28 protein-coding genes are annotated in these 24,796 nt (G+C 62.2%); 27 read left to right on the forward strand and 1 reads right to left on the reverse strand.

The features are described 5' to 3' along the window. Positions 1 to 41: 41 nt before the first annotated feature. Positions 42 to 647: an OmpW/AlkL family protein gene (locus tag ACR0MM_RS10145; protein ID WP_480695943.1), complete on the reverse strand. Its 606-nt coding sequence runs from the start codon at positions 645 to 647 to the stop codon at positions 42 to 44. Between the two features lie 136 nt (positions 648 to 783). Between ACR0MM_RS10145 and ACR0MM_RS10150 the strand changes: the two genes are divergently transcribed. From ACR0MM_RS10150 to ACR0MM_RS10280, 27 genes are all read left to right on the forward strand, one after another. After that, complete coding sequence (locus ACR0MM_RS10150) at positions 784 to 2,316, forward strand: AMP-binding protein (RefSeq protein WP_480695945.1); 1,533 nt, start codon at positions 784 to 786, stop codon at positions 2,314 to 2,316. Further along, positions 2,306 to 3,106 carry a hypothetical protein gene (locus tag ACR0MM_RS10155; RefSeq protein WP_170340378.1) on the forward strand — a complete coding sequence of 267 codons (801 nt, stop codon included), beginning with the start codon at positions 2,306 to 2,308 and terminating at the stop codon, positions 3,104 to 3,106. The genes ACR0MM_RS10150 and ACR0MM_RS10155 overlap by 11 nt, the downstream gene beginning before the upstream one ends. After that, on the forward strand, positions 3,103 to 4,707 hold the full coding sequence (locus tag ACR0MM_RS10160; RefSeq protein WP_480695947.1) for a carboxyl transferase domain-containing protein: 1,605 nt from the start codon (positions 3,103 to 3,105) through the stop codon (positions 4,705 to 4,707). The genes ACR0MM_RS10155 and ACR0MM_RS10160 overlap by 4 nt, the downstream gene beginning before the upstream one ends. 13 nt (positions 4,708 to 4,720) lie before the next feature. After that, a complete protein-coding gene (locus ACR0MM_RS10165) occupies positions 4,721 to 5,137 on the forward strand; it encodes an ASCH domain-containing protein (RefSeq protein ID WP_170357337.1) in 417 nt (138 codons plus the stop codon). 5 nt (positions 5,138 to 5,142) lie between these two features. Next, a complete protein-coding gene (locus ACR0MM_RS10170; protein ID WP_480695949.1) occupies positions 5,143 to 7,074 on the forward strand; it encodes an acetyl/propionyl/methylcrotonyl-CoA carboxylase subunit alpha in 1,932 nt (643 codons plus the stop codon). Between the two features lie 57 nt (positions 7,075 to 7,131). After that, positions 7,132 to 7,986, forward strand: a complete 855-nt coding sequence (locus ACR0MM_RS10175) for a hydroxymethylglutaryl-CoA lyase (protein WP_093964901.1) — start codon at positions 7,132 to 7,134, stop codon at positions 7,984 to 7,986. A 9-nt stretch (positions 7,987 to 7,995) separates the two neighbouring features. Continuing rightward, a complete protein-coding gene (locus ACR0MM_RS10180; RefSeq protein ID WP_480695952.1) occupies positions 7,996 to 8,784 on the forward strand; it encodes a crotonase/enoyl-CoA hydratase family protein in 789 nt (262 codons plus the stop codon). A gap of 187 nt (positions 8,785 to 8,971) precedes the next feature. Next, positions 8,972 to 9,337: an NADH-quinone oxidoreductase subunit A gene (locus tag ACR0MM_RS10185; RefSeq protein WP_093964903.1), complete on the forward strand. Its 366-nt coding sequence runs from the start codon at positions 8,972 to 8,974 to the stop codon at positions 9,335 to 9,337. Next, the gene (locus ACR0MM_RS10190; RefSeq protein WP_170391058.1) at positions 9,328 to 9,861 is read left to right on the forward strand and encodes a NuoB/complex I 20 kDa subunit family protein; all 534 of its coding nucleotides are present in this window, start codon (positions 9,328 to 9,330) and stop codon (positions 9,859 to 9,861) included. The genes ACR0MM_RS10185 and ACR0MM_RS10190 overlap by 10 nt, the downstream gene beginning before the upstream one ends. Positions 9,862 to 9,873: 12 nt before the next feature. Next, a complete protein-coding gene (locus tag ACR0MM_RS10195) occupies positions 9,874 to 10,476 on the forward strand; it encodes an NADH-quinone oxidoreductase subunit C (protein WP_170340389.1) in 603 nt (200 codons plus the stop codon). A gap of 2 nt (positions 10,477 to 10,478) precedes the next feature. Further along, positions 10,479 to 10,652 carry a hypothetical protein gene (locus ACR0MM_RS10200; RefSeq protein WP_010442775.1) on the forward strand — a complete coding sequence of 58 codons (174 nt, stop codon included), beginning with the start codon at positions 10,479 to 10,481 and terminating at the stop codon, positions 10,650 to 10,652. A 7-nt stretch (positions 10,653 to 10,659) separates the two neighbouring features. Next, complete coding sequence (locus ACR0MM_RS10205; protein WP_261391884.1) at positions 10,660 to 10,785, forward strand: hypothetical protein; 126 nt, start codon at positions 10,660 to 10,662, stop codon at positions 10,783 to 10,785. Beyond that, complete coding sequence (locus ACR0MM_RS10210) at positions 10,785 to 12,008, forward strand: NADH-quinone oxidoreductase subunit D (protein ID WP_170340391.1); 1,224 nt, start codon at positions 10,785 to 10,787, stop codon at positions 12,006 to 12,008. The genes ACR0MM_RS10205 and ACR0MM_RS10210 overlap by 1 nt, the downstream gene beginning before the upstream one ends. Further along, positions 12,008 to 13,156: an NADH-quinone oxidoreductase subunit E gene (locus ACR0MM_RS10215; protein ID WP_170538211.1), complete on the forward strand. Its 1,149-nt coding sequence runs from the start codon at positions 12,008 to 12,010 to the stop codon at positions 13,154 to 13,156. Before ACR0MM_RS10210 ends, ACR0MM_RS10215 begins: the two co-directional genes overlap by 1 nt. A gap of 32 nt (positions 13,157 to 13,188) precedes the next feature. Further along, positions 13,189 to 13,410, forward strand: a complete 222-nt coding sequence (locus tag ACR0MM_RS10220; protein ID WP_093964908.1) for a DUF5337 domain-containing protein — start codon at positions 13,189 to 13,191, stop codon at positions 13,408 to 13,410. Positions 13,411 to 13,422: 12 nt separating this feature from the next. Continuing rightward, positions 13,423 to 14,721, forward strand: coding sequence for an NADH-quinone oxidoreductase subunit NuoF (gene nuoF, locus ACR0MM_RS10225; protein ID WP_093964909.1), 1,299 nt, complete (start codon positions 13,423 to 13,425; stop codon positions 14,719 to 14,721). 5 nt (positions 14,722 to 14,726) lie between these two features. Then, entirely contained in the window at positions 14,727 to 15,143 is a 417-nt protein-coding gene (locus ACR0MM_RS10230) for an MAPEG family protein (protein ID WP_093964910.1), read from the forward strand. Beyond that, positions 15,143 to 15,520: a hypothetical protein gene (locus ACR0MM_RS10235; RefSeq protein WP_170341011.1), complete on the forward strand. Its 378-nt coding sequence runs from the start codon at positions 15,143 to 15,145 to the stop codon at positions 15,518 to 15,520. Before ACR0MM_RS10230 ends, ACR0MM_RS10235 begins: the two co-directional genes overlap by 1 nt. Positions 15,521 to 15,618: 98 nt before the next feature. Then, complete coding sequence (locus ACR0MM_RS10240) at positions 15,619 to 16,023, forward strand: DUF5333 domain-containing protein (protein WP_480695955.1); 405 nt, start codon at positions 15,619 to 15,621, stop codon at positions 16,021 to 16,023. A 3-nt stretch (positions 16,024 to 16,026) separates the two neighbouring features. Beyond that, the gene (gene nuoG / locus ACR0MM_RS10245) at positions 16,027 to 18,012 is read left to right on the forward strand and encodes an NADH-quinone oxidoreductase subunit NuoG (protein WP_480695957.1); all 1,986 of its coding nucleotides are present in this window, start codon (positions 16,027 to 16,029) and stop codon (positions 18,010 to 18,012) included. A gap of 240 nt (positions 18,013 to 18,252) precedes the next feature. Next, a complete protein-coding gene (gene nuoH / locus ACR0MM_RS10250) occupies positions 18,253 to 19,290 on the forward strand; it encodes an NADH-quinone oxidoreductase subunit NuoH (RefSeq protein WP_170340401.1) in 1,038 nt (345 codons plus the stop codon). A gap of 2 nt (positions 19,291 to 19,292) precedes the next feature. Continuing rightward, positions 19,293 to 19,787, forward strand: a complete 495-nt coding sequence (nuoI, locus tag ACR0MM_RS10255; protein ID WP_170341017.1) for an NADH-quinone oxidoreductase subunit NuoI — start codon at positions 19,293 to 19,295, stop codon at positions 19,785 to 19,787. Beyond that, positions 19,784 to 20,206, forward strand: a complete 423-nt coding sequence (locus ACR0MM_RS10260; protein ID WP_170340403.1) for a carboxymuconolactone decarboxylase family protein — start codon at positions 19,784 to 19,786, stop codon at positions 20,204 to 20,206. Before nuoI ends, ACR0MM_RS10260 begins: the two co-directional genes overlap by 4 nt. Then, positions 20,203 to 20,805: an NADH-quinone oxidoreductase subunit J gene (locus ACR0MM_RS10265; RefSeq protein WP_170340404.1), complete on the forward strand. Its 603-nt coding sequence runs from the start codon at positions 20,203 to 20,205 to the stop codon at positions 20,803 to 20,805. Before ACR0MM_RS10260 ends, ACR0MM_RS10265 begins: the two co-directional genes overlap by 4 nt. Before the next feature lie 4 nt (positions 20,806 to 20,809). Next, positions 20,810 to 21,115 (forward strand): NADH-quinone oxidoreductase subunit NuoK, encoded by a 306-nt coding sequence (nuoK, locus tag ACR0MM_RS10270; protein WP_005984024.1) that lies wholly within the window; start codon positions 20,810 to 20,812, stop codon positions 21,113 to 21,115. A 6-nt stretch (positions 21,116 to 21,121) separates the two neighbouring features. Continuing rightward, positions 21,122 to 23,248 (forward strand): NADH-quinone oxidoreductase subunit L, encoded by a 2,127-nt coding sequence (gene nuoL / locus ACR0MM_RS10275; RefSeq protein ID WP_480695959.1) that lies wholly within the window; start codon positions 21,122 to 21,124, stop codon positions 23,246 to 23,248. After that, positions 23,248 to 24,789 (forward strand): NADH-quinone oxidoreductase subunit M, encoded by a 1,542-nt coding sequence (locus ACR0MM_RS10280; RefSeq protein ID WP_170340407.1) that lies wholly within the window; start codon positions 23,248 to 23,250, stop codon positions 24,787 to 24,789. Before nuoL ends, ACR0MM_RS10280 begins: the two co-directional genes overlap by 1 nt. Positions 24,790 to 24,796 lie beyond the last annotated feature (7 nt).

Genomic DNA, 24,796 nt, shown 5'->3' on the forward strand with positions numbered 1-24,796 from the left:
CTCGCCGACGAGGTCACGGCGAGGCGTTTCCGATCAAGGGATCAGAAGCGATGGACGTAGGACACGCCAACCAGCCACGGATCGATCTCGGCCTTGCCGATGTCTGCTCCGTTGAGGGTGACGTCCGAGTCGATGTCGAACCAGCGGACGTTCAGGCGAACGGCGCCCTTGTCCGTGACCATGTAGTCCAGACCGGCCTGCAGCGACACGCCGAACGAGTCGTCGACCTTGAGATCGCCCAGCGGCGATTCCTCGTCAAAGAACACGGTGTAGTTCAAACCGGCGCCGACATAGGGTTTCCAGGAGCTGTTGGTTGCAAAGTGGTAGTTCAGCGACAGTGTGGGCGGCAGGTGCTTGACGCTGCCCGCGTCGACGCTTCCGCCCAGCGTGATGTCATGGCTGAACGGCGTTGCGGCCAAAAGCTCGATGCCCAGATTGTCGCGGATGAAATACTCGGCAGTGAAGATCGGGCGAGTGTCCGAGTCGACGTCGGCGCTGAAGCCGGCGAGGGACCCGTTGTCGGATTTCGGGTCGAGGTAGCCGACACCGACACCAACGGTCCAGTCCCCCTGAGACTGGGCGAATGCGGGGGCCGAAACAGCGGCCAACGCGGTGGAAAGGGTGAGGATGGCGAGTTTGCTGGTCATGTTCTTGCCTTTGGTTTTGTGTGCAAGCCGACCATGCCTGCAGGACGGGGCGGCCACTCTGATCTGCATCAAGTTTCGTTGATGTTCGATATTCAATTTGGCGCGGCAAGTCGCTTAAATTTAAGGGAAAAACGCCATGCGTCCCGCTGAGGTCATACCGGGTTTGCGGTCTGGTGGCAGCTGGGACATTCCGCCCAGGCTGAACATGGCACGTCAGTGCCTGTCGCGGCCTAGTGAGCAGGTGGCGATCCTCGATCTGTCTTCCGCGGCTACGACCGAGATCACCTATGGTGAACTTGAACGTATGACCGACCGGCTGGTGCGCGGGTTGCTGGGCAGGGTGCAACCCGGCGATCGGGTCGGCGTGCTGCTCAGCCAGTCGCCGTGGTGCGCGGCCGCGCATCTGGCCATCTGGAAGATCGGGGCAATCTCGGTGCCGTTGTTCAAGCTGTTCAAACGCGATGCCTTTGCCTCGCGCATCGGCGATGCGGGCGCCAGGTATGTGCTGACCGACGGCGAGGGCGCCGGTATGCTGGGTGATCTGGCGCAGCCGCTGATCGTGTCCGAGCTTGGGGCGGACGGGCCTGCCGTGGATTGTGCTGACACCGGCCCCGAGGATCCGGCGGTGCTGATCTATACCTCGGGCACGACGGGCAAACCCAAAGGCGCGCTGCATGGGCACCGGGTGCTGACCGGGCATCTGCCGGGCGTTTCGATCAGCCACAACCATCTGCGCGCGGGCGACTGCCTGTGGACGCCGGCCGACTGGGCCTGGATCGGCGGGTTGTTCGACGTGCTGATGCCTGGGCTGACGCTGGGCATCCCGGTCGTTGCCGCGCGGCTCGACAAGTTCACCCCAGAGGCCTGCGCGGATTTGATCGCTCGCGGCGGCGTGCGCAACGTGTTCTTTCCCCCCACGGCGCTGCGGATGCTGAAGGCCGCGGACATGACGATCCCCGGTCTGCGGTCCGTGGCCTCGGGCGGCGAGCCGCTGGGCGCGGAAATGCTGGCGTGGGGAGAGCGGGCCTTTGGCCTGACGATCAACGAATTCTACGGCCAGACCGAATGCAACATGGTGGTCTCCTCCTGTGCCGAGGATTTCCCCGCGCGCCCCGGCTGTATCGGCAAGCCAGTGCCGGGCCACGAGGTCGCGGTGATCGACGCCACAGGCAACCCGACCGACGCCGAGGGCGACGTGGCCATCCGGCGGGGCTCGGCCTCGATGCTGCTGGAATACTGGAACAACCCGCAGGCCACGGCCGAGAAGTTTCGCGGCGATTGGCTGATCACCGGTGACCGCGGCGTTTGGGAGGGCGACTATCTGCGCTTTGTCGGCCGCGAGGATGACGTGATCACCTCGGCCGGATATCGCATCGGCCCGGCCGAGATCGAGGATTGCCTGCTGACCCACCCGGCGGTGGCCACCGTGGGTGTGGTCGGCAAACCCGACCCGCTGCGGACCGAGATCGTGAAGGCCTATGTGGTGTTGAAACCGGGGTCCGAGGCCTCGGAGGCCGAGTTGCAGGATTGGGTCAAGGACCGTCTGGCGCATTATTCCTACCCGCGTGAGGTGGCTTTTGTGCAAGACTTGCCTTTGACCGTGACGGGAAAAGTCATTCGCAAGGAATTGAAACGTCGCGCGTCCGAGGAGATATGCCATGGCAGATAAATCCAGCGTCCGGACCGGAATCGAGTTCAGCGCGACCGTCATCGCGGTCATCGGGGCTGTGTGGGCCGGAAAGACCTATTTCGAAACGTGGATGCACGACACGATCGACAAGGCTGTCGAAGAAAAGATCGCCGTCATCGAAAAACTGCAATTGGCCGACCTTCTGGTTTTATACGGCTACCCGGATGAGGCCATCTCGGAATTGCGCAAGATCGCCGATCGGGTCGCGAGGCTGGACGCTGAAGACAAACGCAGGATCGCGTTCTACGACAACTATCTGGATGCGGTGGCCGATTCCGACGGCACCCTGAAATTCGAACCGGAAATCCGGATGCTGCACAGCGTCTTCAGCAACGAGATGCAGACCGACGGCTGGCACGACGAGAAGCTGGCCTATGTCGCAATGTTCCTGCCCGAGGCACAGGCGGATGACGGGTATTTCGACCGTCAGGTCGTGGGGCGGCTCAAGCTTGCGGTCAGCCAATACGAGGCAGACGACGACTATGAGAGCCTCGGGAGCGCCTATCGTAACCTGTCGCTGGCCTATCTGTGCCGGGGTGAACAGGACCAGGCCGTCGAGGCGATGGAAATGGCGGCCGAGATGCAGCCGTTCGAATACTATTTCATGGTTCCGATGTGGGACCTTGAGGATTTCCTCGAAGAGCCGGAAATCAAGAAGCTGGACACCGTCTGTTCCAGCAACGTGTCGCAGGGCTATGCGCGCATCATGCAGAGCTTTGGCGTCAGCGAAAACCCCGTTCGCGAATTTCTGAGAGAGTATACCAGATGAAGCTGCGATCTTCCGCTTTGCCCTCGTCCGATGGCTTCAAGCAAAACCGTGCCGCGCACCTTGAGGCGCTGGCGCAGATCTCTGAGGCCGCCGAGGCCGCGCGCATGGGCGGGGGCGAGAAATCGCGCGAACGCCATATGTCGCGGGGCAAGATGCTGCCCCGGCGGCGGGTGGCCAACCTGCTGGACCCGGGGTCTCCGTTTCTGGAAATCGGCGCGACGGCGGCGCAAGGCATGTACGGTGGCGCGGCCCCCTGTGCCGGTGTCATCGCGGGCATCGGTCGGGTGCAGGGGCAAGAGGTCATGGTGGTGTGCAACGACGCCACCGTGAAGGGCGGCACCTACTACCCGATGACGGTCAAAAAGCACCTCCGCGCGCAGGAGATCGCCGAGGAAAATCATCTGCCTTGCATCTATCTGGTGGATAGCGGCGGCGCGAACCTGCCCAACCAGGACGAGGTCTTTCCCGACCGCGACCATTTCGGCCGCATCTTCTACAACCAGGCACGGATGAGCGCCAAGGGCATCCCGCAGATTGCCGTGGTCATGGGCTCGTGCACCGCGGGCGGCGCCTATGTGCCGGCCATGTCCGACGTGACGATCATCGTCAAGGAACAGGGCACGATCTTTCTGGCTGGTCCGCCACTGGTCAAGGCGGCGACGGGCGAGGTCGTCAGCGCCGAAGACTTGGGCGGCGGCGACGTGCACACGCGCCTGTCGGGTGTGGCCGATTATCTGGCCGAGGATGATGCCCACGCGCTGGCGCTGGCCCGCCGGGCCGTTGGTTCGCTGAACCGGCACAAGCCGCAGACGGTGGATTGGGCCAGCTCCGAAGACCCGGCCTGTGACCCCGAGGAAATTCTGGGCGTCGTTCCGGCCGATCTGCGAACCCCATACGACATCCGCGAGGTGATCGCGCGCTTGGTCGATGGATCGCGCTTTGACGAGTTCAAGCCTCGGTTCGGTGAAACGTTGGTGACCGGCTTTGCCCATGTCAAAGGCTGCCCCATCGGCATCATCGCCAACAATGGCGTGCTGTTCTCCGAGGCCGCGCAGAAGGGCGCGCATTTCGTCGAACTGTGCAGCCAGCGCAAGATCCCGCTGGTCTTCCTGCAGAACATCACCGGCTTCATGGTGGGCCGCAAGTACGAGAACGAAGGCATCGCGCGCCATGGCGCCAAGATGGTGACTGCCGTGGCCACCACCAGCGTGCCCAAGATTACCATGCTGGTGGGCGGCTCTTTCGGGGCCGGGAACTATGGCATGGCGGGCCGCGCCTATCAGCCCCGCTTCCTGTGGACGTGGCCAAACAGCCGTATCTCGGTCATGGGTGGCGAGCAGGCGGCCGGTGTTTTGGCAACGGTCAAACGCGACGGGATCGAACGGCAGGGCGGCACATGGTCCGCCGAAGAAGAGGCCGAATTCAAACGCCCGACGCTGGAAATGTTCGAGGAACAGTCGCACCCGCTTTATGCCTCTGCCCGGCTATGGGATGACGGCATCATCGACCCGCGTAAAAGCCGCGATGTGCTGGCCCTGTCGCTGAGCGCCGCGTTGAACGCCCCGATTGAGGACACGCGCTTTGGCGTGTTCCGGATGTAGAAGGGGCGGTTCGATGCTGGAAAGCTTGAAAGAAAGATATCCGGGGGCCGAGACCTTTCAGTTCGGCGACAACCGCGCATTGTGCGACGAGTTGCTGGCTCTGGTCCGCTCGGGGCGCAAGACAGCGACATGTGGCGCGTTGCGTGACTTTGCGACGGGTGGCGAGGCGATGCCGCAGGCAGGCCGCCGCGACATCGCGTTGGACTGGGACGGACGGCCCGCGCTGGTCATCGAAACGGTCGATGTGACGGTTCGGCGCTATTGCGATGTGGACGAGGCATTTGCCCTGGCCGAGGGCGAAAACGACAGCCTGGAAGGCTGGCGCGAGGATCATCGCAGATATTTCGAAAGAAACGGCGGCTTTGACCCGAAGATGGAGTTGGTCTGCGAACGGTTTCGCCTTGTGGAAGATCTGGCAGGGAAAGGGTAACGGCCATGTTTGACAAGATCCTGATCGCCAACCGGGGCGAGATTGCTTGCCGGGTCATCGAAACGGCGCACAAGATGGGCGTGGCCTGCGTTGCCGTGTACTCGGATGCGGACGCGGCCGCCAAACATGTCCAGATGGCGGATGAGGCCGTGCATATCGGCGGGGCGGCTCCGGCCGACAGCTATCTGAAAGGCGACGTGATCATTCAGGCCGCGCTGGATACCGGCGCGCAGGCGATCCATCCGGGCTATGGGTTTCTGTCCGAGAACCCCGATTTCGTCGATGCGGTGCAGGCCGCGGGCCTGACCTTCATCGGCCCCTCGGCGGATGCGATCCGCAAGATGGGCCTGAAGGATGCGGCCAAGGCGCTGATGGAGCAGGCCGGCGTCCCGGTCGTGCCCGGTTATCACGGCGACAACCAGGACCCCGAGCATCTGGCCGGCGCGGGCGACACCATCGGCTACCCGGTTCTGATCAAGGCGGTGGCCGGCGGTGGCGGCAAAGGGATGCGGCTGGTCGAGAGGCCGGCGGATTTTGCGGCCGCCCTGGACAGCGCCCGGGGCGAGGCCAAGACCGCCTTTGGCAATGATGCCGTTCTGGTCGAGAAATTCGTGGCCAAGCCCCGCCATATCGAGGTTCAGGTCTTTGGTGACGGCACCCATGCCGTGCATCTGTTCGAACGCGACTGCTCGCTGCAGCGCCGCCATCAGAAGGTGATCGAAGAAGCCCCGGCGCCCGGAATGACACCCGAAATGCGCGAAGCGATGGGCCAGGCGGGCGTGCGCGCGGCCGAGGCCATCGGCTACAAGGGCGCGGGCACCGTGGAGTTCATCGTCGATGCCTCGGACGGTCTGCGCCCCGACCGGTTCTGGTTCATGGAGATGAACACCCGCCTGCAGGTCGAACACCCGGTGACCGAGGCCATAACCGGCATCGACCTGGTCGAATGGCAGTTGCGGGTTGCGGCCGGGGAAAGCCTGCCCAAGCGGCAGGCAGAGCTGTCGATCAACGGCCATGCCTTCGAGGCCCGGCTCTATGCCGAGGACGTGCCCAAAGGGTTCCTGCCCGCGACGGGCACCCTGACCCATCTGGAGTTTCCGCACGGCTGCCGCGCCGACAGCGGCGTGCGGGCGGGCGACACGATCAGCCCATGGTATGACCCGATGATCGCCAAGGTGATCGCGCACGGCCCGACCCGCGCGGTGGCGCTGGAAAAACTGCACCGCGCGCTGCGCCGGACGCAGGTGGCGGGAACCGTCACCAACCTGTCTTTCCTCGGCGCACTGACCCGGCACGCCGGGTTTGCGGCGGGCGATGTGGACACCGGGTTGATCGGCCGCGATCTGGACGATCTGGTGCGCGAACCCGCCGTCACCCCGGCCATGACCGTCGCGGCGGCGATGGCCGCGACCGGACTGGACAAACCCGCCGAGGACACCGGGTTTACCCTCTGGGCCCCGCTGCATCGGGCGCTTCAGCTGAAGCGCGACGGCGAGGTTCTGGATCTGGACATCCAGGTCGCAGGGCCGGACCGGCAGGACTGGCAGGTTGGCGGGGCCAGCGTGATCGCCGAACGGGTCAACGGCCGCTGGATCATCGACGGCCAGCCGATGCCTCCGGTTGCGATTGCGGGCCATGATGTCACCGTATTCGACGCCTATGGCGTGAGCCTCGAGGTGCTGGACCCGCTGGACCGCGACGTCAGCGCCGCCGGTGACACCAACGTGGTCGAAGCGCCGATGCCCGGGCTGGTCAAGGCGGTATTTGCCGCGCCGGGGCAGGCGGTGAAGGAAGGCGACCGGCTGGCCATCCTCGAGGCCATGAAAATGGAGCATTCGCTGCTGGCCGCCCGCGACGGTGTCGTGGCCGAGGTTCTGGCCGAGGCCGGATCGCAGGTCGAGGCCGGTGCGGCGCTGGTCCGGCTGGAAGACGACTGAAACCCTGAACGCCCGCCCTGAACGGGGCGGGCCGGGACTGTACGGGAGGGCACCGCCATGGCGGAACGTGTCGAGATTTTCGAAGTGGGGCCGCGCGACGGGCTGCAGAACGAAAAGCGTGAAATCCCGGTTTCCGAGAAGATCGCGCTGGTCGACTGCCTCAGCCGGGCGGGGTTCAGCCGGATCGAGGTGGCCAGTTTCGTATCGCCCAAATGGGTGCCGCAGATGGCCGGCAGCGCCGAGGTGCTGGCCGGGATCACCCGCGCCCCCGGCGTGCGCTATGCCGCGCTGACCCCGAACATCCGTGGCTATGAGGACGCGCTGGCCGCCGGGGCGGATGAGATCGCGGTGTTTGCCTCGGCGTCGGAGGGGTTTTCCAAGGCCAACATCAACGCGACCATCGCCGAATCCATCGAGCGTTTCGTCCCGATCCTCGAGGCGGCGCGTCATATCGACCTGCCGGTGCGGGGATACGTCTCTTGCGTGACCGATTGCCCCTATGACGGGCCGACGCCGCCCGCCAAAGTGGCCGAGGTGGCCGACCTGCTGTTCTCGCACGGCTGTTACGAGATCTCGCTGGGCGACACGATCGGGCAGGGGACACCCGACAGCATCGCACGCATGCTGCTGGCGGTGCGTGAATACGTGCCCGCGACCCGTCTGGCCGGGCATTTCCACGACACCAACGGGCGGGCGATCGACAATATCGACGCGTCTCTTGCGCTGGGCGTCCGGGTGTTCGACGCAGCCGTGGGCGGATTGGGCGGCTGCCCCTACGCGCCTGGCGCGGCCGGGAATGTGGCCACCGAAGCCGTTGCCGCGCATCTCGAACGGCTGGGCTATGATACCGGGCTGGACGTTGCCGTGCTGAACCAAGCGGCGGAAATGGCCCGCGCGATGCGGGCGGGATAAGAGGCTGACATGTTTGAGACCATCTCGATCTCCACCGATTTGCGCGGCGTTGCCACGCTGACGCTGAACCGGCCGGAAAAACACAACGCGATGTCGGCGCAGATGATCGCCGAACTGACCCGGGCCGCCGCGCAACTGGGGGAAACCAACGACGTGCGTGTCGTAGTTCTGACCGGCGCGGGCAAGAGCTTCTGCGCCGGGGGTGACCTGGGCTGGATGCAGGCCCAAATGGCCGCCGATCCCGAGACCCGCTTTGTCGAGGCACGCAAGCTGGCCGAGATGCTGAACGCCCTAAACACCCTGCCCAAACCTTTGATCGGGGCGCTGCAGGGCAACGCCTTTGGCGGCGGTGTGGGCATGGCCTCGGTCTGCGACGTGGCCGTCGGCGTGGACAGCCTGAAGATGGGGCTGACCGAAACCCGGCTAGGGCTGATCCCGGCCACCATCGGCCCCTATGTCATCGCCCGCATGGGCGAGGCCCGCGCGCGGCGCGTGTTCATGTCGGCCCGTCTGTTCGACGCGGCCGAGGCGGTGGATCTTGGCCTGTTGGCGCGGGCCGTTCCGGCGGATGAGTTGGATGCCGCGATAGAAGCCGAAGTGCAGTCCTATCTGTCCTGTGCGCCGGGCGCCGTGGCCTCGGCCAAGGCGTTGGTTCGGGACCTCGGGCCGCGCATCGACGACGCGGTGATCGACCACACGATCCGGGCGCTGGTCGACCGATGGGAAACGGACGAGGCGAATGAGGGAATCAGCGCTTTCTTCGACAAGCGAAAACCTTCATGGAATAGTAAGGTTTGACCGCCCGCGACCATTTGAAGCCAAGGGCTTGCGCCTAGTGCAGCGCTGGGCGTTGGCAAGCCGAATATTCGGTGCCATGCGCGCTTCTGCTCGGTTGACCCTCTGACCCCGCGCGGATAGAGAATGTCCAGTCAACACGCCAATTGACGGCGCGTCTCGTTCGGGATGCGCAGGAAAGGAGCCACTCGTGGAAGAGCTGTTGCGGGAGTATCTCCCGATCCTGGTGTTTCTGGCCGTCGCCGTGGGCCTTGGAATCGTCCTGATTCTGGCCGCCGTCGTTCTGGCAGTCCGCAATCCCGACCCCGAAAAGGTCAGCGCCTATGAATGCGGGTTCAACGCGTTCGACGATGCGCGGATGAAGTTCGATGTCCGATTCTATCTGGTGTCGATCCTGTTCATCATCTTCGACCTCGAGATTGCGTTCCTGTTTCCCTGGGCCGTGGGCTTCAAGGACATCAGCGATGTCGGCTTCTGGTCGATGATGGTGTTCCTGGGTGTACTGACCATCGGCTTTGCCTATGAATGGAAGAAGGGGGCCCTGGAATGGGAGTGATGACGGGTGCAAACACCGCGGGCGTCGACCAGGAAGTCGCCACTCAGGCCCTGAACGCCGAGCTGCAGGACAAAGGGTTCCTGCTGACCTCGTCCGAGGACATCATCAACTGGGCGCGCACCGGCTCGCTGCATTGGATGACCTTTGGTCTGGCCTGCTGCGCGGTCGAGATGATGCACACTTCGATGCCGCGCTACGACGCCGAACGCTTCGGCATCGCGCCGCGCGCATCCCCGCGCCAGTCGGACGTGATGATCGTGGCCGGTACGCTGACCAACAAGATGGCCCCGGCGCTGCGCAAGGTCTATGACCAGATGCCCGAGCCGCGCTATGTGATCTCGATGGGATCCTGCGCCAATGGTGGTGGCTATTACCACTATTCCTATTCCGTCGTGCGTGGTTGCGACCGCATCGTTCCGGTGGACATCTATGTGCCCGGCTGCCCGCCGACGGCCGAGGCGCTGCTGTACGGTCTGCTGCAGCTGCAGCGCAAGATCCGCCGCACCGGCACCATCGTCCGCTGAGGAGGGACCGAGATGAGCGAAGCACTCAAGGAACTCGGCACGCATATCGAGCTGAAGCGCACGGACTGTGTTCTGTCATGGAGCGTAGCCCATGACGAGCTGACGGTTGATGTTGCGCCCTCGAGCCTGGTGGAGTTTGTCGAGTTTCTGAAAACGGATCAGAACTGCAAGTTTTCGACCTTGGTCGACATCACCGGGGTTGATTACCCCGAACGTGCCAAACGGTTCGACGTGGTTTACCACTTTCTTTCGATGTACCAGAACCAGCGTATCCGTATCCGGATCTCCGTGCGCGAGGAAGACATGGTTCCGTCGATCGTCGATGTGCACCCCTCGGCCAACTGGTTCGAGCGTGAAGTGTTCGACATGTTCGGCATCCTGTTCTCGGGCCACCCGGACCTGCGTCGCATCCTGACCGACTATGGCTTCCGCGGCTATCCGCTGCGCAAGGATTTTCCGACTACCGGGTATATCGAAGTCCGCTACGACGAAGCGCAGAAACGGGTCGTGTACGAACCGGTCTCGCTGGTTCAGGAGTATCGCCAGTTTGATTTCATGAGCCCGTGGGAAGGTGCGAACTATGTTCTGCCGGGGGATGAAAAACAGGAGACCTGACAATGGGTGGCATCTGGTGGCTGATCCTTTCTGCACTGACCATCATTCCGATGGTGAAGATTTTGCCGTTTTTCGGGATCAACAAATACTGGTGCCTTCTCTGCCTGGTCCCATTCGGCACGATCGCGTTGCTGTGGTGGGTCGGGTTGAAACTGCAGGAACTGGAGCGCCGCTGAGATGGTCATGCTGCTGGGGGAACTGATTGCGTTGGGTGCGCTGGGGGTCCTGCTGGCGGGGGCCGCAGCCAAAGCGCTTGAGGCGGAAAAGGTCCGGGTTCGGGCCGAAGCGAAAAAGAAACGAGGGCGTTGATGGACGGCTCAAGATACGATGACGGCAGCACGGACGCGCTGAGCGGAGAACAGAAGATCCGCAACTTCAACATCAACTTCGGCCCGCAGCACCCTGCGGCGCATGGAGTTTTGCGTCTTGTGCTTGAGCTGGACGGCGAGATCGTCGAGCGTTGCGACCCGCATATCGGCCTGCTGCACCGCGGTACCGAAAAGCTGATGGAAAGCCGGACGTATCTGCAGAACCTGCCGTATTTCGACCGTTTGGACTATGTGGCGCCGATGAACCAGGAACATGCCTGGTGCCTGGCCATCGAAAAGCTGACCGGCGTCGAAGTTCCGCGCAGGGCCTCGTTGATCCGGGTCCTGTATTCCGAGATTGGGCGCGTTTTGAACCATCTGCTCAACGTGACCACGCAGGCGATGGACGTGGGCGCGCTGACCCCGCCGCTGTGGGGCTTTGAAGAGCGTGAAAAGCTGATGGTGTTCTACGAGCGTGCCTGCGGTGCGCGCCTGCACGCGGCCTATTTCCGCCCCGGTGGTGTGCATCAGGACCTGCCTCCCGAGCTGCTGGACGACATCGAGACCTGGAGCCACGAGTTCCCTGCCGTTCTGGACGACATTGACGGACTGCTGACCGAAAACCGCATATTCAAACAGCGCAATTGCGACATCGGCGTGGTGACCGAGGAGGATATCCAGCAATACGGCTTCTCGGGCGTGATGGTGCGCGGATCGGGCTTGGCCTGGGACCTGCGGCGCGCGCAACCCTATGAATGCTATGACGAGTTCGAATTCCAGATCCCCGTCGGCAAGAACGGTGACTGCTATGACCGTTACCTGGTGCGGATGGAAGAAATGCGCCAGTCGGTGTCGATCATCCGTCAGGCCATCGCCAAGCTGCGCGACTGCCCGGGCGACATTCTGGCCCGCGGCAAGATCACCCCGCCGAAACGCTCGGACATGAAGACCTCGATGGAGAGCCTGATCCATCACTTCAAGCTGTATACCGAAGGCTTCCACGTCCCCGCAGGCGAAGTCTATGCCGCCGTCGAGGCCCCCAAGGGCGAGTTCGGCGTCTATCTGGTCGCCGACGGCACCAACAAGCCGTACCGCGCCAAGCTGCGTGCGCCCGGTTTCCTGCACCTGCAGGCTATGGACCACGTCGCCAAGGGCCACCAACTGGCCGACGTCGCCGCCATCATTGGCACCATGGACGTCGTATTTGGAGAGATTGACCGCTAATGCTCCGCCGTCTTCATCCCGAACAACCCGAAAGCTTTGCCTTCACCGCTGCCAACCAGCAATGGGCCGAAGCGCAGATCACCAAATACCCCGAGGGCCGTCAGGCCAGCGCGGTCATCCCGCTGCTGTGGCGCGCGCAAGAGCAGGAGGGCTGGCTGAGCCGTCCGGCGATTGAATATGTGGCCGAGATGCTGGGCATGTCCTACATCCGGGTGCTCGAAGTTGCATCCTTCTACTTCATGTTCCAGTTGCAACCGGTTGGGTCCGTCGCGCATATTCAGGTCTGTGGCACCACGTCCTGCATGATCTGCGGGGCCGAGGATCTGATTGCTGTTTGCCGCGAAAAGATCGCGCCCAAGCCGCACCAACTGTCGGCGGACGGCAAGCTGAGCTGGGAAGAGGTTGAATGCCTGGGTTCCTGCACCAACGCGCCGATGGCACAGATCGGTAAAGACTATTACGAGGACCTGACCGCCGAGAGTTTTGGTCGGATCATTGATGAACTGGCCGCTGGCAAGGTTCCGGTGCCCGGTCCCCAGAATGGTCGCTTTGCGGCCGAGCCTCTGGGCGGGGTGACCAGCCTGAAGGATTATCAAGGTAGCAAGGCAAAGCACAATGCCAGTGTACAACTGGCCACGGAATTGGGCGATACCGTCAAGCGCATCGACGGAACCGAGGTTCCGATACTAACGCCATGGTTGGGCAAGGATGGCAAAGCCGCCGGAGCGAAAGCCGCACCCAAGCCGCCGAAGGTGCCAGAGCAGGGCAAACCAGCCGCCCGTCAGGCCGCGCCCAAGAAATCCGCCAAGGCGGAGCCATCTTCGCCCGAGGGCGCCGCGGCCAAGCCAGAAGCGACTGAGGCTCAGCCCGAAACGCTGAGCGGTGCGCGCGGCGGTAAGCCCGACGACCTCAAGCTGCTGAAAGGTGTGGGGCCGAAGCTCGAGCAGACGCTGAACGAGCTCGGGTTCTACCACTTCGATCAGATCGCAGCTTGGACGCCAGAACATGTGGCCTGGGTTGATGCCCGGCTGAAGTTCAAGGGCCGGATCGAACGCGACGGTTGGATCGAGCAGGCGGCCAAGCTGGCTGCTGGCGAGGAAACCGAATTTGCCAAACGTGCCAAGCAAGACGGCACCTACGAAGACTGAGAGACGGTGCCCGATACGGGCATCGGAGTGTGATGGACAAGGACAAGGAACAGGCCATCGCCCGCAAGGGCCGACATATCGGCGTGGTCATCGCGGTGACCATGCTGTTGTGGCTTGCCATGACCCTGTTCATCGGCCCGGCGCTGGAGCTGCCGGGACGCTTTGCGCTGCTGTTTGATTTCGCCGCGATCGCGGCGTTCATCTATGCGGGCGTCAACATATTTCAACTCTGGCGCATGCGTCAGGACAGCTGAAGGTAACACGCGATGCTGAAGGATCAGGACCGGATCTTTACCAACATCTACGGGATGCACGAGCGCACCTTGAAGGGCGCTCAGGCCCGGGGGCATTGGGACGGCACTGCTGGCCTGATGGAGAAGGGTCGCGACTGGATCATCCAGACGATGAAAGACTCAGGGTTGCGCGGGCGCGGCGGTGCGGGCTTCCCGACCGGCCTGAAATGGTCGTTCATGCCGAAGGAAAGCGATGGCCGCCCGTCCTATCTGGTGGTCAACGCCGACGAATCCGAACCGGGCACCTGCAAGGACCGCGAGATCATGCGCCACGATCCGCACACGCTGATCGAAGGCTGCCTGATTGCGTCTTTCGCGATGAATGCGCACACCTGCTACATCTACCTGCGCGGCGAGTACATTCGTGAGCGCGAGGCACTGCAGGCTGCAATTGACGAAGCCTATGACGCGGGCCTTCTGGGCAAGAATGCCGCTGGATCAGGATGGGATTTCGACCTGTTCCTGCATCACGGGGCAGGCGCCTACATCTGTGGTGAGGAAACCGCCCTGATCGAAAGCCTCGAAGGTAAGAAGGGCATGCCGCGCATGAAGCCGCCGTTCCCGGCGGGGGCGGGTTTGTATGGCTGCCCGACCACGGTGAACAACGTGGAATCCATCGCCGTCGTGCCCACGATCCTGCGCCGCGGTGCCGACTGGTTCGCCGGTTTCGGTCGCCAGAACAACGCGGGCACCAAGCTGTTTGCCGTCTCGGGTCACGTCAATACCCCCTGTGTGGTCGAAGAGGCGATGTCGATCAGCTTTGAAGAATTGATCGAGACCCATTGCGGTGGCATCCGCGGCGGGTGGGACAACCTGTTGGCCGTGATCCCCGGTGGATCGTCCGTGCCTTGCGTGCGCGGCGAGAACATGCGCGACGCGATCATGGATTTCGACTATCTGCGCAACGACCTGGGCTCGGGGCTTGGCACGGCGGCGGTGATCGTGATGGACAAGTCCACCGACATCATCAAGGCCATCTGGCGCCTGTCGAAATTCTACAAGCACGAAAGCTGCGGCCAGTGCACGCCCTGCCGCGAAGGCACGGGCTGGATGATGCGCGTGATGGATCGCCTTGTGCGCGGCGAGGCCGAACTGGAAGAGATCGACATGCTGTTCGAGGTGACCAAGCAGGTCGAAGGCCATACGATCTGTGCGCTGGGTGACGCGGCCGCATGGCCGATCCAGGGCCTGATCCGCAACTTCCGCGAAGAAATCGAAGACCGCATCAAGGCTCAGAAATCGGGCCGTATGGGTGCGATGGCGGCGGAGTGACAACGATGGAAGCCTATGCAGAGTATTCCCACGCGATTGCGTCTTTGGTGATTTTCACACTGGTCGTTTTGTTCCTGTCGCCGTTTTCGGCACTGGCGAAACAGGGCAAAGGGCTGGCTCCCGGCGCGACCCCCGACCAGGACTATGCCGACAAGGCCTATCGCCTGAACCGTGCCTATCTGAACGGCACCGAGACTTTGCCCGCGTTTCTGACCGTTACTGTGGCTGCCATTCTGTTGGGCGCCAGCCCGTTCTGGGTGAACTGGCTGGCCGCGATTGCCTTGGTCGCGCGACTGGTGATGCTTGTCGTACACATTCAGGGTGTCGGCAAACCGCATAGCGGTATTCGTTCAGTCCTGTATGTGGTGGCTTGGGCCTGCATGTTTGTGCTTGGGATCCTTGCATTGGTGGCTGCGTTCTGATGGCCGTCACACTTGTTGATATCACCGCGAACCTGCGTCGCCCGGCTGTCGGTGTCCTTGTTCTGCTGACGCTGCTTTCGGCCTGCGGGACAGCGCCAACCAGCGACCGGATCCTGTTTGACGGCAAGTCGTTTCGGGCCAAGGCAAAGCCGGTCGACAAGAAACGGTCGCCTGCGGATTTCACCGTGACGATCAAAGGCGTGTCGGCTTCGCTGGACGGCGCGCGCGAGGCTGGTCGGTACGAGGGCACCCGGTTCTGCATTCAGAATTTCGGTTCCTCCCGCATTGCGTGGAAGGTTGGTCCTGACACCGAACCGCAGAACCTGCGCGTCGAAAATGACAGCCTGACATTTGCCGGAGCCTGTCAACGACCATGAGCTTCGCTATTGCATATCCTGCGCTGATCGGACGGTCGTTATTGCATAACAGCCGTGTCGCGGAACGTCTTGGGGAACCCAAGACGAAAGGATATGTCATGAAACTTGTGAAACTTGCCGCATTTGCCTGTGCGATGGCGTTGCCCGTCTCAGCGAACGCCAAACCGCCCTTGCGCGAAGTCAAGGAAATCGACAACGAGCTCTACTACATCGCCATCGCAAATGAGATCTCGGAATACTGCCCGTCGATCAGTGGGCGGCGTATGAAGGCAATCGGTGTGATGTGGAGCCTGCGGTCCAAGGCCAACAGCCTGGGTTATTCGGACGGAGAGATCCGGGCCTATGTCGAGTCGGATTCCGAAAAGGCGCGGATGCGGGCCAAAGGCGAAAAATACCTCGCGCAGAACGGCGTGAGCTACGGAAAAGCTGAAACATTCTGTGCCCTGGGGCGCAAGGAAATCGAACGAAACAGCGCCATTGGCGTGTATTTGAGGGCGAACTAGACCATGTCTGACCTCCGCAAGATCGTAATCGACGACAAGGAAATCGAAGTCGATGGCGCGATGACCCTGATCCAGGCCTGCGAGCAGGCCGGGGTCGAGGTGCCGCGGTTCTGCTATCATGAGCGCCTGTCGATTGCCGGTAACTGCCGCATGTGCCTGGTCGAGGTCGTGGGCGGGCCGCCCAAGCCCGCCGCCTCGTGCGCAATGCAGGTGCGCGATCTGCGCCCAGGGCCGGAAGGTCAACCGCCGGTGGTCAAGACCAACTCTCCCATGGTCAAGAAGGCCCGGGAAGGCGTCATGGAGTTTCTGCTGATCAACCACCCGTTGGATTGCCCGATCTGTGACCAGGGCGGTGAATGCGATCTGCAGGACCAGGCAATGGCCTACGGTATGTCGGCCAGCCGGTTCAAAGAATCCAAGCGGGCCGTGGATGATCTGGATCTGGGTCCGCTGGTTGGTACGGCCATGACCCGCTGCATCAGCTGCACCCGCTGTGTGCGTTTCACGACCGAGATCGCGGGTATCGACCAGATGGGCCAGACGGGCCGGGGCGAGGATGCGGAAATTACCTCGTACCTAAACCAGACGCTGGATTCGAACCTGCAGGGCAACATCATTGACTTGTGCCCGGTGGGGGCGCTGACTTCCAAGCCTTATGCCTTTACCGCACGCCCGTGGGAACTGACCAAGACCGAAACCATCGACGTAATGGATGCGCTGGGATCGAACATTCGTGTCGATACCAAGGGCCGCGAAGTGATGCGCATTCTGCCGCGCAACCATGATGGCGTGAACGAAGAGTGGATCTCGGACAAGACGCGTTTTGTCTGGGACGGTTTGCGCCGTCAACGTCTGGACACGCCCTATATCCGCGAAAACGGTCGCCTGCGCGCCGCCAGCTGGCCCGAGGCTTTGGCCACCGCCGCAGCGGCGATGAAGGGCAAAAAGGTTGCAGGTCTGATCGGCGATCTGGTTCCTGTCGAAGCCGCCTTTGCGTTGAAGCAGATGATCGAGGTGCTGGGTGGCAAGGTCGAATGCCGAATCGACAATGCCCGCCTGCCTATCGGCAACCGTTCGGGCTATGTCGGCAATGTGACGATCGAGGAGATCGACACGGCTAAAGAGATCATCCTGATCGGCACCAACCCGCGGGACGAGGCTCCGGTGCTGAATGCGCGCATCCGCAAGGCGTGGCTGGCGGGCGCCGATGTCAAATTGATCGGCCCGGCCGTTGATCTGACTTATGACTACGAGCACCTCGGCACCGACCGCGATGCGCTGGCCAAGGCCAAGGCAAGCAGCGAAGCCGTTGTGATCGTCGGACAGGGCGCCGTGTCCGAGGCAGACGGTCTGGCCGTTTTGGCCGCCGCGCGCGCGCTGTCGGGTCGGATGCTTGTTCTGCACACTGCAGCGGCCCGCGTTGGTGCGATGGATGTGGGTGCGTCGACGGAGGGTGGCCTTGAGGCTGCAATCGGCGGCGCCGAGGTGATCTTCAACCTGGGCGCGGACGAGGTCGATATCGATGCGGGGCCGTTCGTCATCTATCAGGGCAGCCACGGTGACCGCGGTGCACATCGCGCCGACGTCATCCTGCCAAGTGCGGCCTATACCGAGGAAAACGGTCTCTTCGTCAACACTGAGGGTCGCCCTCAATTGGCGATGCGGGCCGGATTTGCGCCGGGCGAAGCCAAGGAAAACTGGGCGATCCTGCGGGCGCTTTCGGCGGAGTTGGGCGAGAAACTTCCTTATGACACGTTGGCCCAGCTGCGGCAAAAGCTGATCGAAGCAGTGCCGCATCTGGCCGCGATCGACCAAGTGCCCGAGAACGAAGAACAGGCAATCGAGGCCGGACCTTTGGGGCAGGCCGATTTCCGGACCGTGATCAAGGATTTCTATCTGACCAACCCGATTGCAAGAGCCTCGCAGTTGATGGCCGAGCTTTCGGCGCTGGCCAAGGCGCGCGGTGACCAAAAGATTGCCGCGGAATGAGGCTTGCGACGACCATAAACCGCAAAGCGGGCGGAAGCCCGAGCTCGTTTTTCCCAGAGGAGATACGAGGGGAGTGGTCGTGTGTTTTGCCGAATGAAATGAAGGAAAAAGGTGGCGTGCAGGCAGCGGATGCTGTTTACACCAACTCGCCAAACCAATCGCAGGCGACGCGAGTCTCCGACCGGCCGGTCGGGCCTCGCGAGGGCGGCGGAAAACGGAATACCCACGGCGTGAGGACCAATGGCTGAATTCTTTGACACCCCAGGCGGAATAGCCCTGATCATATTGGCGCAGGTGCTGGCCGTCGTGGCCTTCGTGATGATCTCGCTGCTGTTTCTGGTCTATGGCGACCGCAAGATCTGGGCCGCGGTCCAGATGCGTCGCGGCCCCAACGTGGTTGGCGTTTACGGCCTGCTGCAATCGGTGGCGGACGCGCTGAAATACGTCGTCAAAGAGGTGGTGATCCCTGCCGGCGCGGACAGGACTGTGTTCATCCTGGCGCCGCTGACGTCGTTCGTCCTGGCCATGATCGCCTGGGCGGTCATTCCGTTCAATGACGGCTGGGTCCTGTCCGACATCAACGTGGCTATCCTCTATGTGTTCGCGGTGTCCTCGCTCGAGGTGTACGGCGTGATCATGGGCGGATGGGCGTCGAACTCGAAATACCCGTTCCTGGGCTCGTTGCGCTCGGCCGCGCAGATGATTTCGTATGAGGTTTCGATCGGCCTGATCATCATCGGGGTGATCATTTCGACCGGGTCGATGAATTTTGGTGACATCGTGCGGGCGCAGGATGGCTCGTTCGGGTTCTTCAGCTGGTACTGGCTGCCGCATTTCCCGATGGTCTTCCTGTTCTTCATCTCGGCCCTGGCCGAGACCAACCGCCCGCCGTTCGACCTTCCGGAAGCGGAATCGGAACTGGTCGCAGGCTATCAGGTCGAATACTCGGCAACGCCCTTCCTGCTGTTCATGGCGGGCGAATACATCGCCATCTTCCTGATGTGCGCGCTGACCACGCTGTTGTTCTTCGGCGGCTGGCTGTCGCCGATCCCCGGCCTGCCCGATGGAGTGCTGTGGATGGTCGCCAAGATGGCGTTCTTCTTCTTCCTCTTCGCGATGGTCAAGGCGATCACGCCCCGCTACCGCTATGACCAGCTGATGCGGCTGGGCTGGAAAGTGTTCCTGCCGTTCAGCCTGGTGTGGGTGGTCTTCGTGGCCTTTGCGGCGAAGTTCGACTGGTTCTGGGGTGCATTCGCCCGTTGGAGCGTAGGAGGCTGACAATGGCAAATATCGACTATACCCGCGCGGCCAAATACTTCCTTCTGCAGGATTTCTGGGTCGGAATGAAGCTGGGGCTGAAGTATTTCTTCGCGCCCAAGGCCACCGTGAACTACCCGCACGAAAAGGGCCCGCTGTCGCCACGGTTCCGCGGTGAACACGCCCTGCGCCGTTACCCCAACGGCGAGGAGCGCTGCATCGCCTGCAAATTGTGCGAAGCTGTGTGCCCCGCGCAGGCCATCACAATCGACGCCGAACCGCGCCAGGACGGCAGCCGCCGTACCACGCGATATGACATCGACATGACCAAGTGCATCTACTGCGGCTTCTGCCAAGAGGCCTGCCCGGTCGATGCCATCGTCGAAGGACCTAATTTCGAATTCGCCACGGAAACCCGCGAAGAGCTGTTCTATGACAAGCAGAAGCTGCTGGACAACGGTGAACGCTGGGAAGCCGAGATCGCCCGCAATCTGGAACTGGACGCGCCCTACCGATGAGCGATCCGGCCAAAAACCCATTCGAGCAGATGCTCAGACAGGCGCATGACATGGCCAAGGCGTTCAACCCGGCGCTGGAGAGCTATTCGCCCGTCGACGCGATGCGCGGCTTCGAGGCGCTGTGGCCGACCATGCCCAAAGAGGTCATGGAGATGATGTTCGGCAACACCGTCAATCCGGGCGGACTGGATGCCAAGACCCGCCTGTTGCTGACGCTGGCCGGGCTGACCTGTCAGGGCGCACAGGCCGACACGGCCCTGCGCCAGACGGTACGCCATGCCATCGAGGCAGGGGCCAAGAAACAAGAGATCGTGGAAACGATCGGTCAGATGTCGGTCTTTGCCGGCATCCCGGCCATGACCCGGGCGCTGGAACTGGCGCAGGAGGCCATGGGCGAAAACGAGGAAGATGACCAATGAGCGTATTTGCCTTTTACCTCTTTGCCATCAGCGCCATCACCGGCGGGCTGTTCACGGTGATCAGCCGGCAGCCGGTGCACTCGGTGCTGTGGCTGATCCTGGCCTTCCTTTCGTCGGCGGGACTGTTCGTGCTGCTGGGGGCGGAATTCGTCGCCATGCTGCTGATCATCGTCTATGTCGGCGCGGTGGCGGTGCTGTTCCTGTTCGTGGTGATGATGCTGGACGTGGACTTTGCCGAGCTCAAGGCCGAGATGGCGCGCTACATGCCTCTGGCCCTGCTGATCGGTCTGGTCATCCTGATGCAGTTCGTCATGGCCTTTGGCGCCTGGGACAGCGCACAAGGCGCGGCGGCCAACCTGGCCCAGCCGATCCCTGCCGACCGCCACAACACCGAGGCACTGGGTGTCATCCTTTACGATCAATACTTCCTTCTGTTCCAACTGGCGGGCCTGATCCTGCTGGTGGCCATGATCGGCGCCATCGTGCTGACGCTGCGCCACCGCAAGGACATCAAGCGTCAGGACATCGTCGGCCAGATGATGCGTGACCCGGCCAAGGCGATGGAGTTGAAGGACGTGAAACCGGGGCAGGGACTTTGAGACGATGATCGGACTTGAACACTATCTTACCGTCGCGGCGACGCTGTTCGTCATCGGCATCTTCGGTCTCTTCCTGAACCGCAAGAACGTCATCATCCTGCTGATGAGCATCGAACTGATGCTGTTGGCGGTGAACATCAACCTCGTGGCGTTTTCCAGCTTTCTCGGCGATCTGGTCGGGCAGGTGTTTACGCTGTTCGTGCTGACCGTGGCCGCGGCCGAGGCTGCGATCGGGCTGGCCATTCTGGTCTGCTTCTTCCGCAACCGCGGCACTATCGCGGTTGAAGACGTCAACATGATGAAGGGGTAAGGGATCATGGAAACCACAATCCTCTTTGCCCCGCTCGTGGGCGCGCTGATCTGCGGCTTCGGCTGGAAGTTCATCGGCGAAAAGGCCGCGCTGTGGACGGCCACGGGCCTGCTGTTCCTGGCCTGTCTGCTGTCGTGGATCGTCTTCTTCAGCTTTGACGGACAGACCCAGCAGATCGAGATCATGCGCTGGATCGAGAGCGGCTCGCTGTCGACCTCATGGGCCATTCGTCTGGACCGGCTGACCGCCATAATGCTGATCGTCGTCACCACGGTTTCGGCGCTCGTGCACCTTTATTCGTTCGGCTACATGGATCACGATCCACAGTGGCGCGAGGGCGAAAGCTACAAGCCGCGCTTCTTTGCCTATCTGTCCTTCTTCACCTTCGCCATGCTTATGCTGGTGACGGCCGACAACCTCGTACAGATGTTCTTCGGCTGGGAAGGCGTGGGGGTCGCGTCGTACCTGCTGATCGGTTTCTACTACCGCAAACCTTCAGCTAATGCGGCGGCGATGAAAGCGTTCATCGTCAACCGTGTGGGCGACTTCGGCTTCGCGCTTGGGATATTTGCGCTGTTCTTCCTGACCGACAGCATCAACTTCTCGGATATCTTTGCCGCTGCACCCCAGCTGGCAGAAACGCAACTGACCTTCCTGTGGGGCGAATGGACCGCGATCGAGGTCATATGCGTGCTACTGTTCATCGGTGCGATGGGCAAGTCGGCGCAGTTGATCCTGCACACCTGGTTGCCGGACGCGATGGAGGGCCCGACGCCCGTGTCGGCGCTGATCCACGCGGCCACCATGGTGACGGCCGGTGTGTTCCTGGTTTGCCGCATGTCGCCGCTGATGGAGTTCGCGCCAGGAGCAACCGGGTTCGTCACCGTGCTGGGGGCTGCCACCGCTTTCTTTGCCGCGACCGTGGGCTTGGTGCAGACGGACATCAAACGCGTGATCGCCTATTCGACCTGCTCGCAGCTGGGCTACATGTTCGTGGCCGCGGGCGTGGGCATGTATTCGGCGGCGATGTTCCACCTGTTCACGCATGCCTTCTTCAAGGCGCTCTTGTTCCTGGGGGCGGGTTCGGTGATCCACGCCATGCACCACGAACAGGACATGATGAACTATGGCAACCTGCGCAAGAAAATCCCCTATACCTTCTGGGCGATGATGATCGGCACGCTGGCCATCACCGGTGTCGGCATCCCGCTGACCACGATCGGCTTTGCCGGTTTCCTGTCCAAGGACGCCATCATCGAAAGCGCCTATGCCGGCGGATCGGCCTTCGGGTTCTGGGCGTTGGTGATCGCGGCCGCGATGACCTCGTTCTACAGCTGGCGCCTGATCTTCCTGACCTTCTATGGCGAGGAGCGGGGCGACAAGCACACGCATGAGCACGCGCACGAAAGCCCGATGGTCATGCTGGTGCCGCTGGGTGTTCTGTCGCTGGGCGCCGTGTTCGCGGGCATGATCTGGTACAACAACTTCTTCGGGCACGCCGATCAGGTTGGCAAGTTCTATGGCATTCCGGTGGCCGAGGCGCATGCCGAGGCCGGTGACCATGCCAAGGCCGATGACCATGGCGACGACACGCATGCCACCGAATCCCATGGCGACGACGCTGCGCACGACGATAAGGCCAAGGGCGGAGATCACCACTATGCCTTTGTCGGCAAACCGGGCGAGGGCGCGCTGTACATCGCGCCGGACAACCATGTTCTGGACGACGCGCATGCGGCGCCGAAATGGGTCAAGGTCTCGCCGTTCATCGCAATGGTTCTGGGCTTTGGACTGGCCTACCTGTTCTACATCGTGAACCCGGCGCTGCCGGGCCGCCTGGCCGAGAACCAGCGTCCGCTGTACCTGTTCCTCAAGAACAAGTGGTACTTTGACGAAATCTACGACGCGATCCTTGTCAAACCGACTGTGGCCCTTGGCCGGTTCCTGTGGAAGGGCGGTGACGGCAAGACGATCGACGGTTTCCTGAACGGAGTAGCAATGGGCGTCGTTCCCTTCTTTACCCGCCTCGCAGGCAAGGCGCAGACGGGCTACATCTTCACTTACGCCTTCTGGATGGTTCTGGGGATCGCCGCCCTGGTCACCTGGATGTCGATCGGCGGAGGCGCAAACTGATGGACAATATCCTATCCATTGTAACGTTCATTCCGGCCATTTCCGCCGGTCTGATGGCGCTGTTCCTGCATGGGAACGATGTGGCCGCACAGCGCAATGCCAAGTGGATCGCGCTGGTTGCGACCACAGTGACCTTCCTTGTTTCGATCGGAATCTATACCGAGTTCGACCCATCGAACACCGGCTTCCAGATGGTGGAAGAGGGTCAGTGGCTGCTGGGCCTGAAGTACAAGATGGGCGTAGATGGCATCAGCGTTCTGTTCGTGCTGCTGACCACCTTCATCATGCCGCTGACCATCTTGGCCAGCTGGAACGTGACCGACCGGGTCAAGGAATACATGATCGCCTTCCTGCTTCTGGAAACGCTGATGCTCGGCGTGTTCATGGCGCTGGATCTGGTGCTGTTCTACCTGTTCTTCGAAGCCGGGCTGATCCCGATGTTCCTGATCATCGGGATCTGGGGCGGCAAGGACCGGATCTACGCCAGCTTCAAGTTCTTCCTCTACACCTTCCTCGGCTCGGTTCTGATGCTGGTGGCGATGGTAGCGATGTATGCGGATGCAGGCACAACGGACATTGCCGCGCTCATGACGCACCAGTTCTCGTCCGAGAGCTTCAGCGTGCTGGGTGTCCACATTGTCGGCGGTATGCAGACGCTGATGTTCCTCGCGTTCTTCGCGTCCTTCGCGGTGAAGATGCCGATGTGGCCCGTGCACACCTGGCTGCCTGACGCGCACGTTCAGGCACCGACGGCGGGTTCGGTCGTGCTGGCGGCAATCCTGCTGAAGATGGGTGGCTATGGCTTCCTGCGCTTCAGCTTGCCCATGTTCCCGGTTGGGTCGGCCGTGATGACCGATCTGGTACTGTGGCTGTCGGCAATCGCCGTGGTCTACACCTCGTTGGTGGCGCTGGTGCAGGAGGACATGAAAAAGCTGATCGCCTATTCCTCGGTCGCGCATATGGGTTTCGTGACCATGGGCATCTTTGCGGCGAACCAGCAGGGCATCGACGGGGCGATCTTCCAGATGCTCAGCCACGGGTTCATCTCGGCCGCGCTGTTCCTTTGTGTTGGCGTGATCTACGACCGTATGCACACCCGCGACATCGAGGCCTATGGCGGGCTGGTGATCCGCATGCCGGCCTATGCGTTGGTGTTCATGCTGTTCACCATGGCCAATGTGGGTCTGCCGGGCACCAGCGGGTTCATCGGCGAATTCCTGACGCTGATGGGCACCTTCCAGGTCAACACCTGGGTGACCGCAGTGGCGGCCAGCGGTGTGATCTTCTCGGCAGCTTATGCGCTGTGGCTGTATCGCCGTGTGGTCTTTGGCGACCTGATCAAGGAAAGCCTCAAGTCGATCACCGACATGAGCACACGCGAACGCCTGATCTTTGCGCCGCTGATCGTCATGACCATCCTGCTGGGCGTTTATCCGTCGCTGGTCACCGACGTGATCGGCAATTCGACCGCCGCGCTGATTTCGAACTATGACACGGCTCTGGCCGCGGCCGAGGCCGCGACCCAGGTCGCTTCGCACTAAGGGAGCT

The organism is Ruegeria sp. BC6 (genome assembly GCF_056539185.1).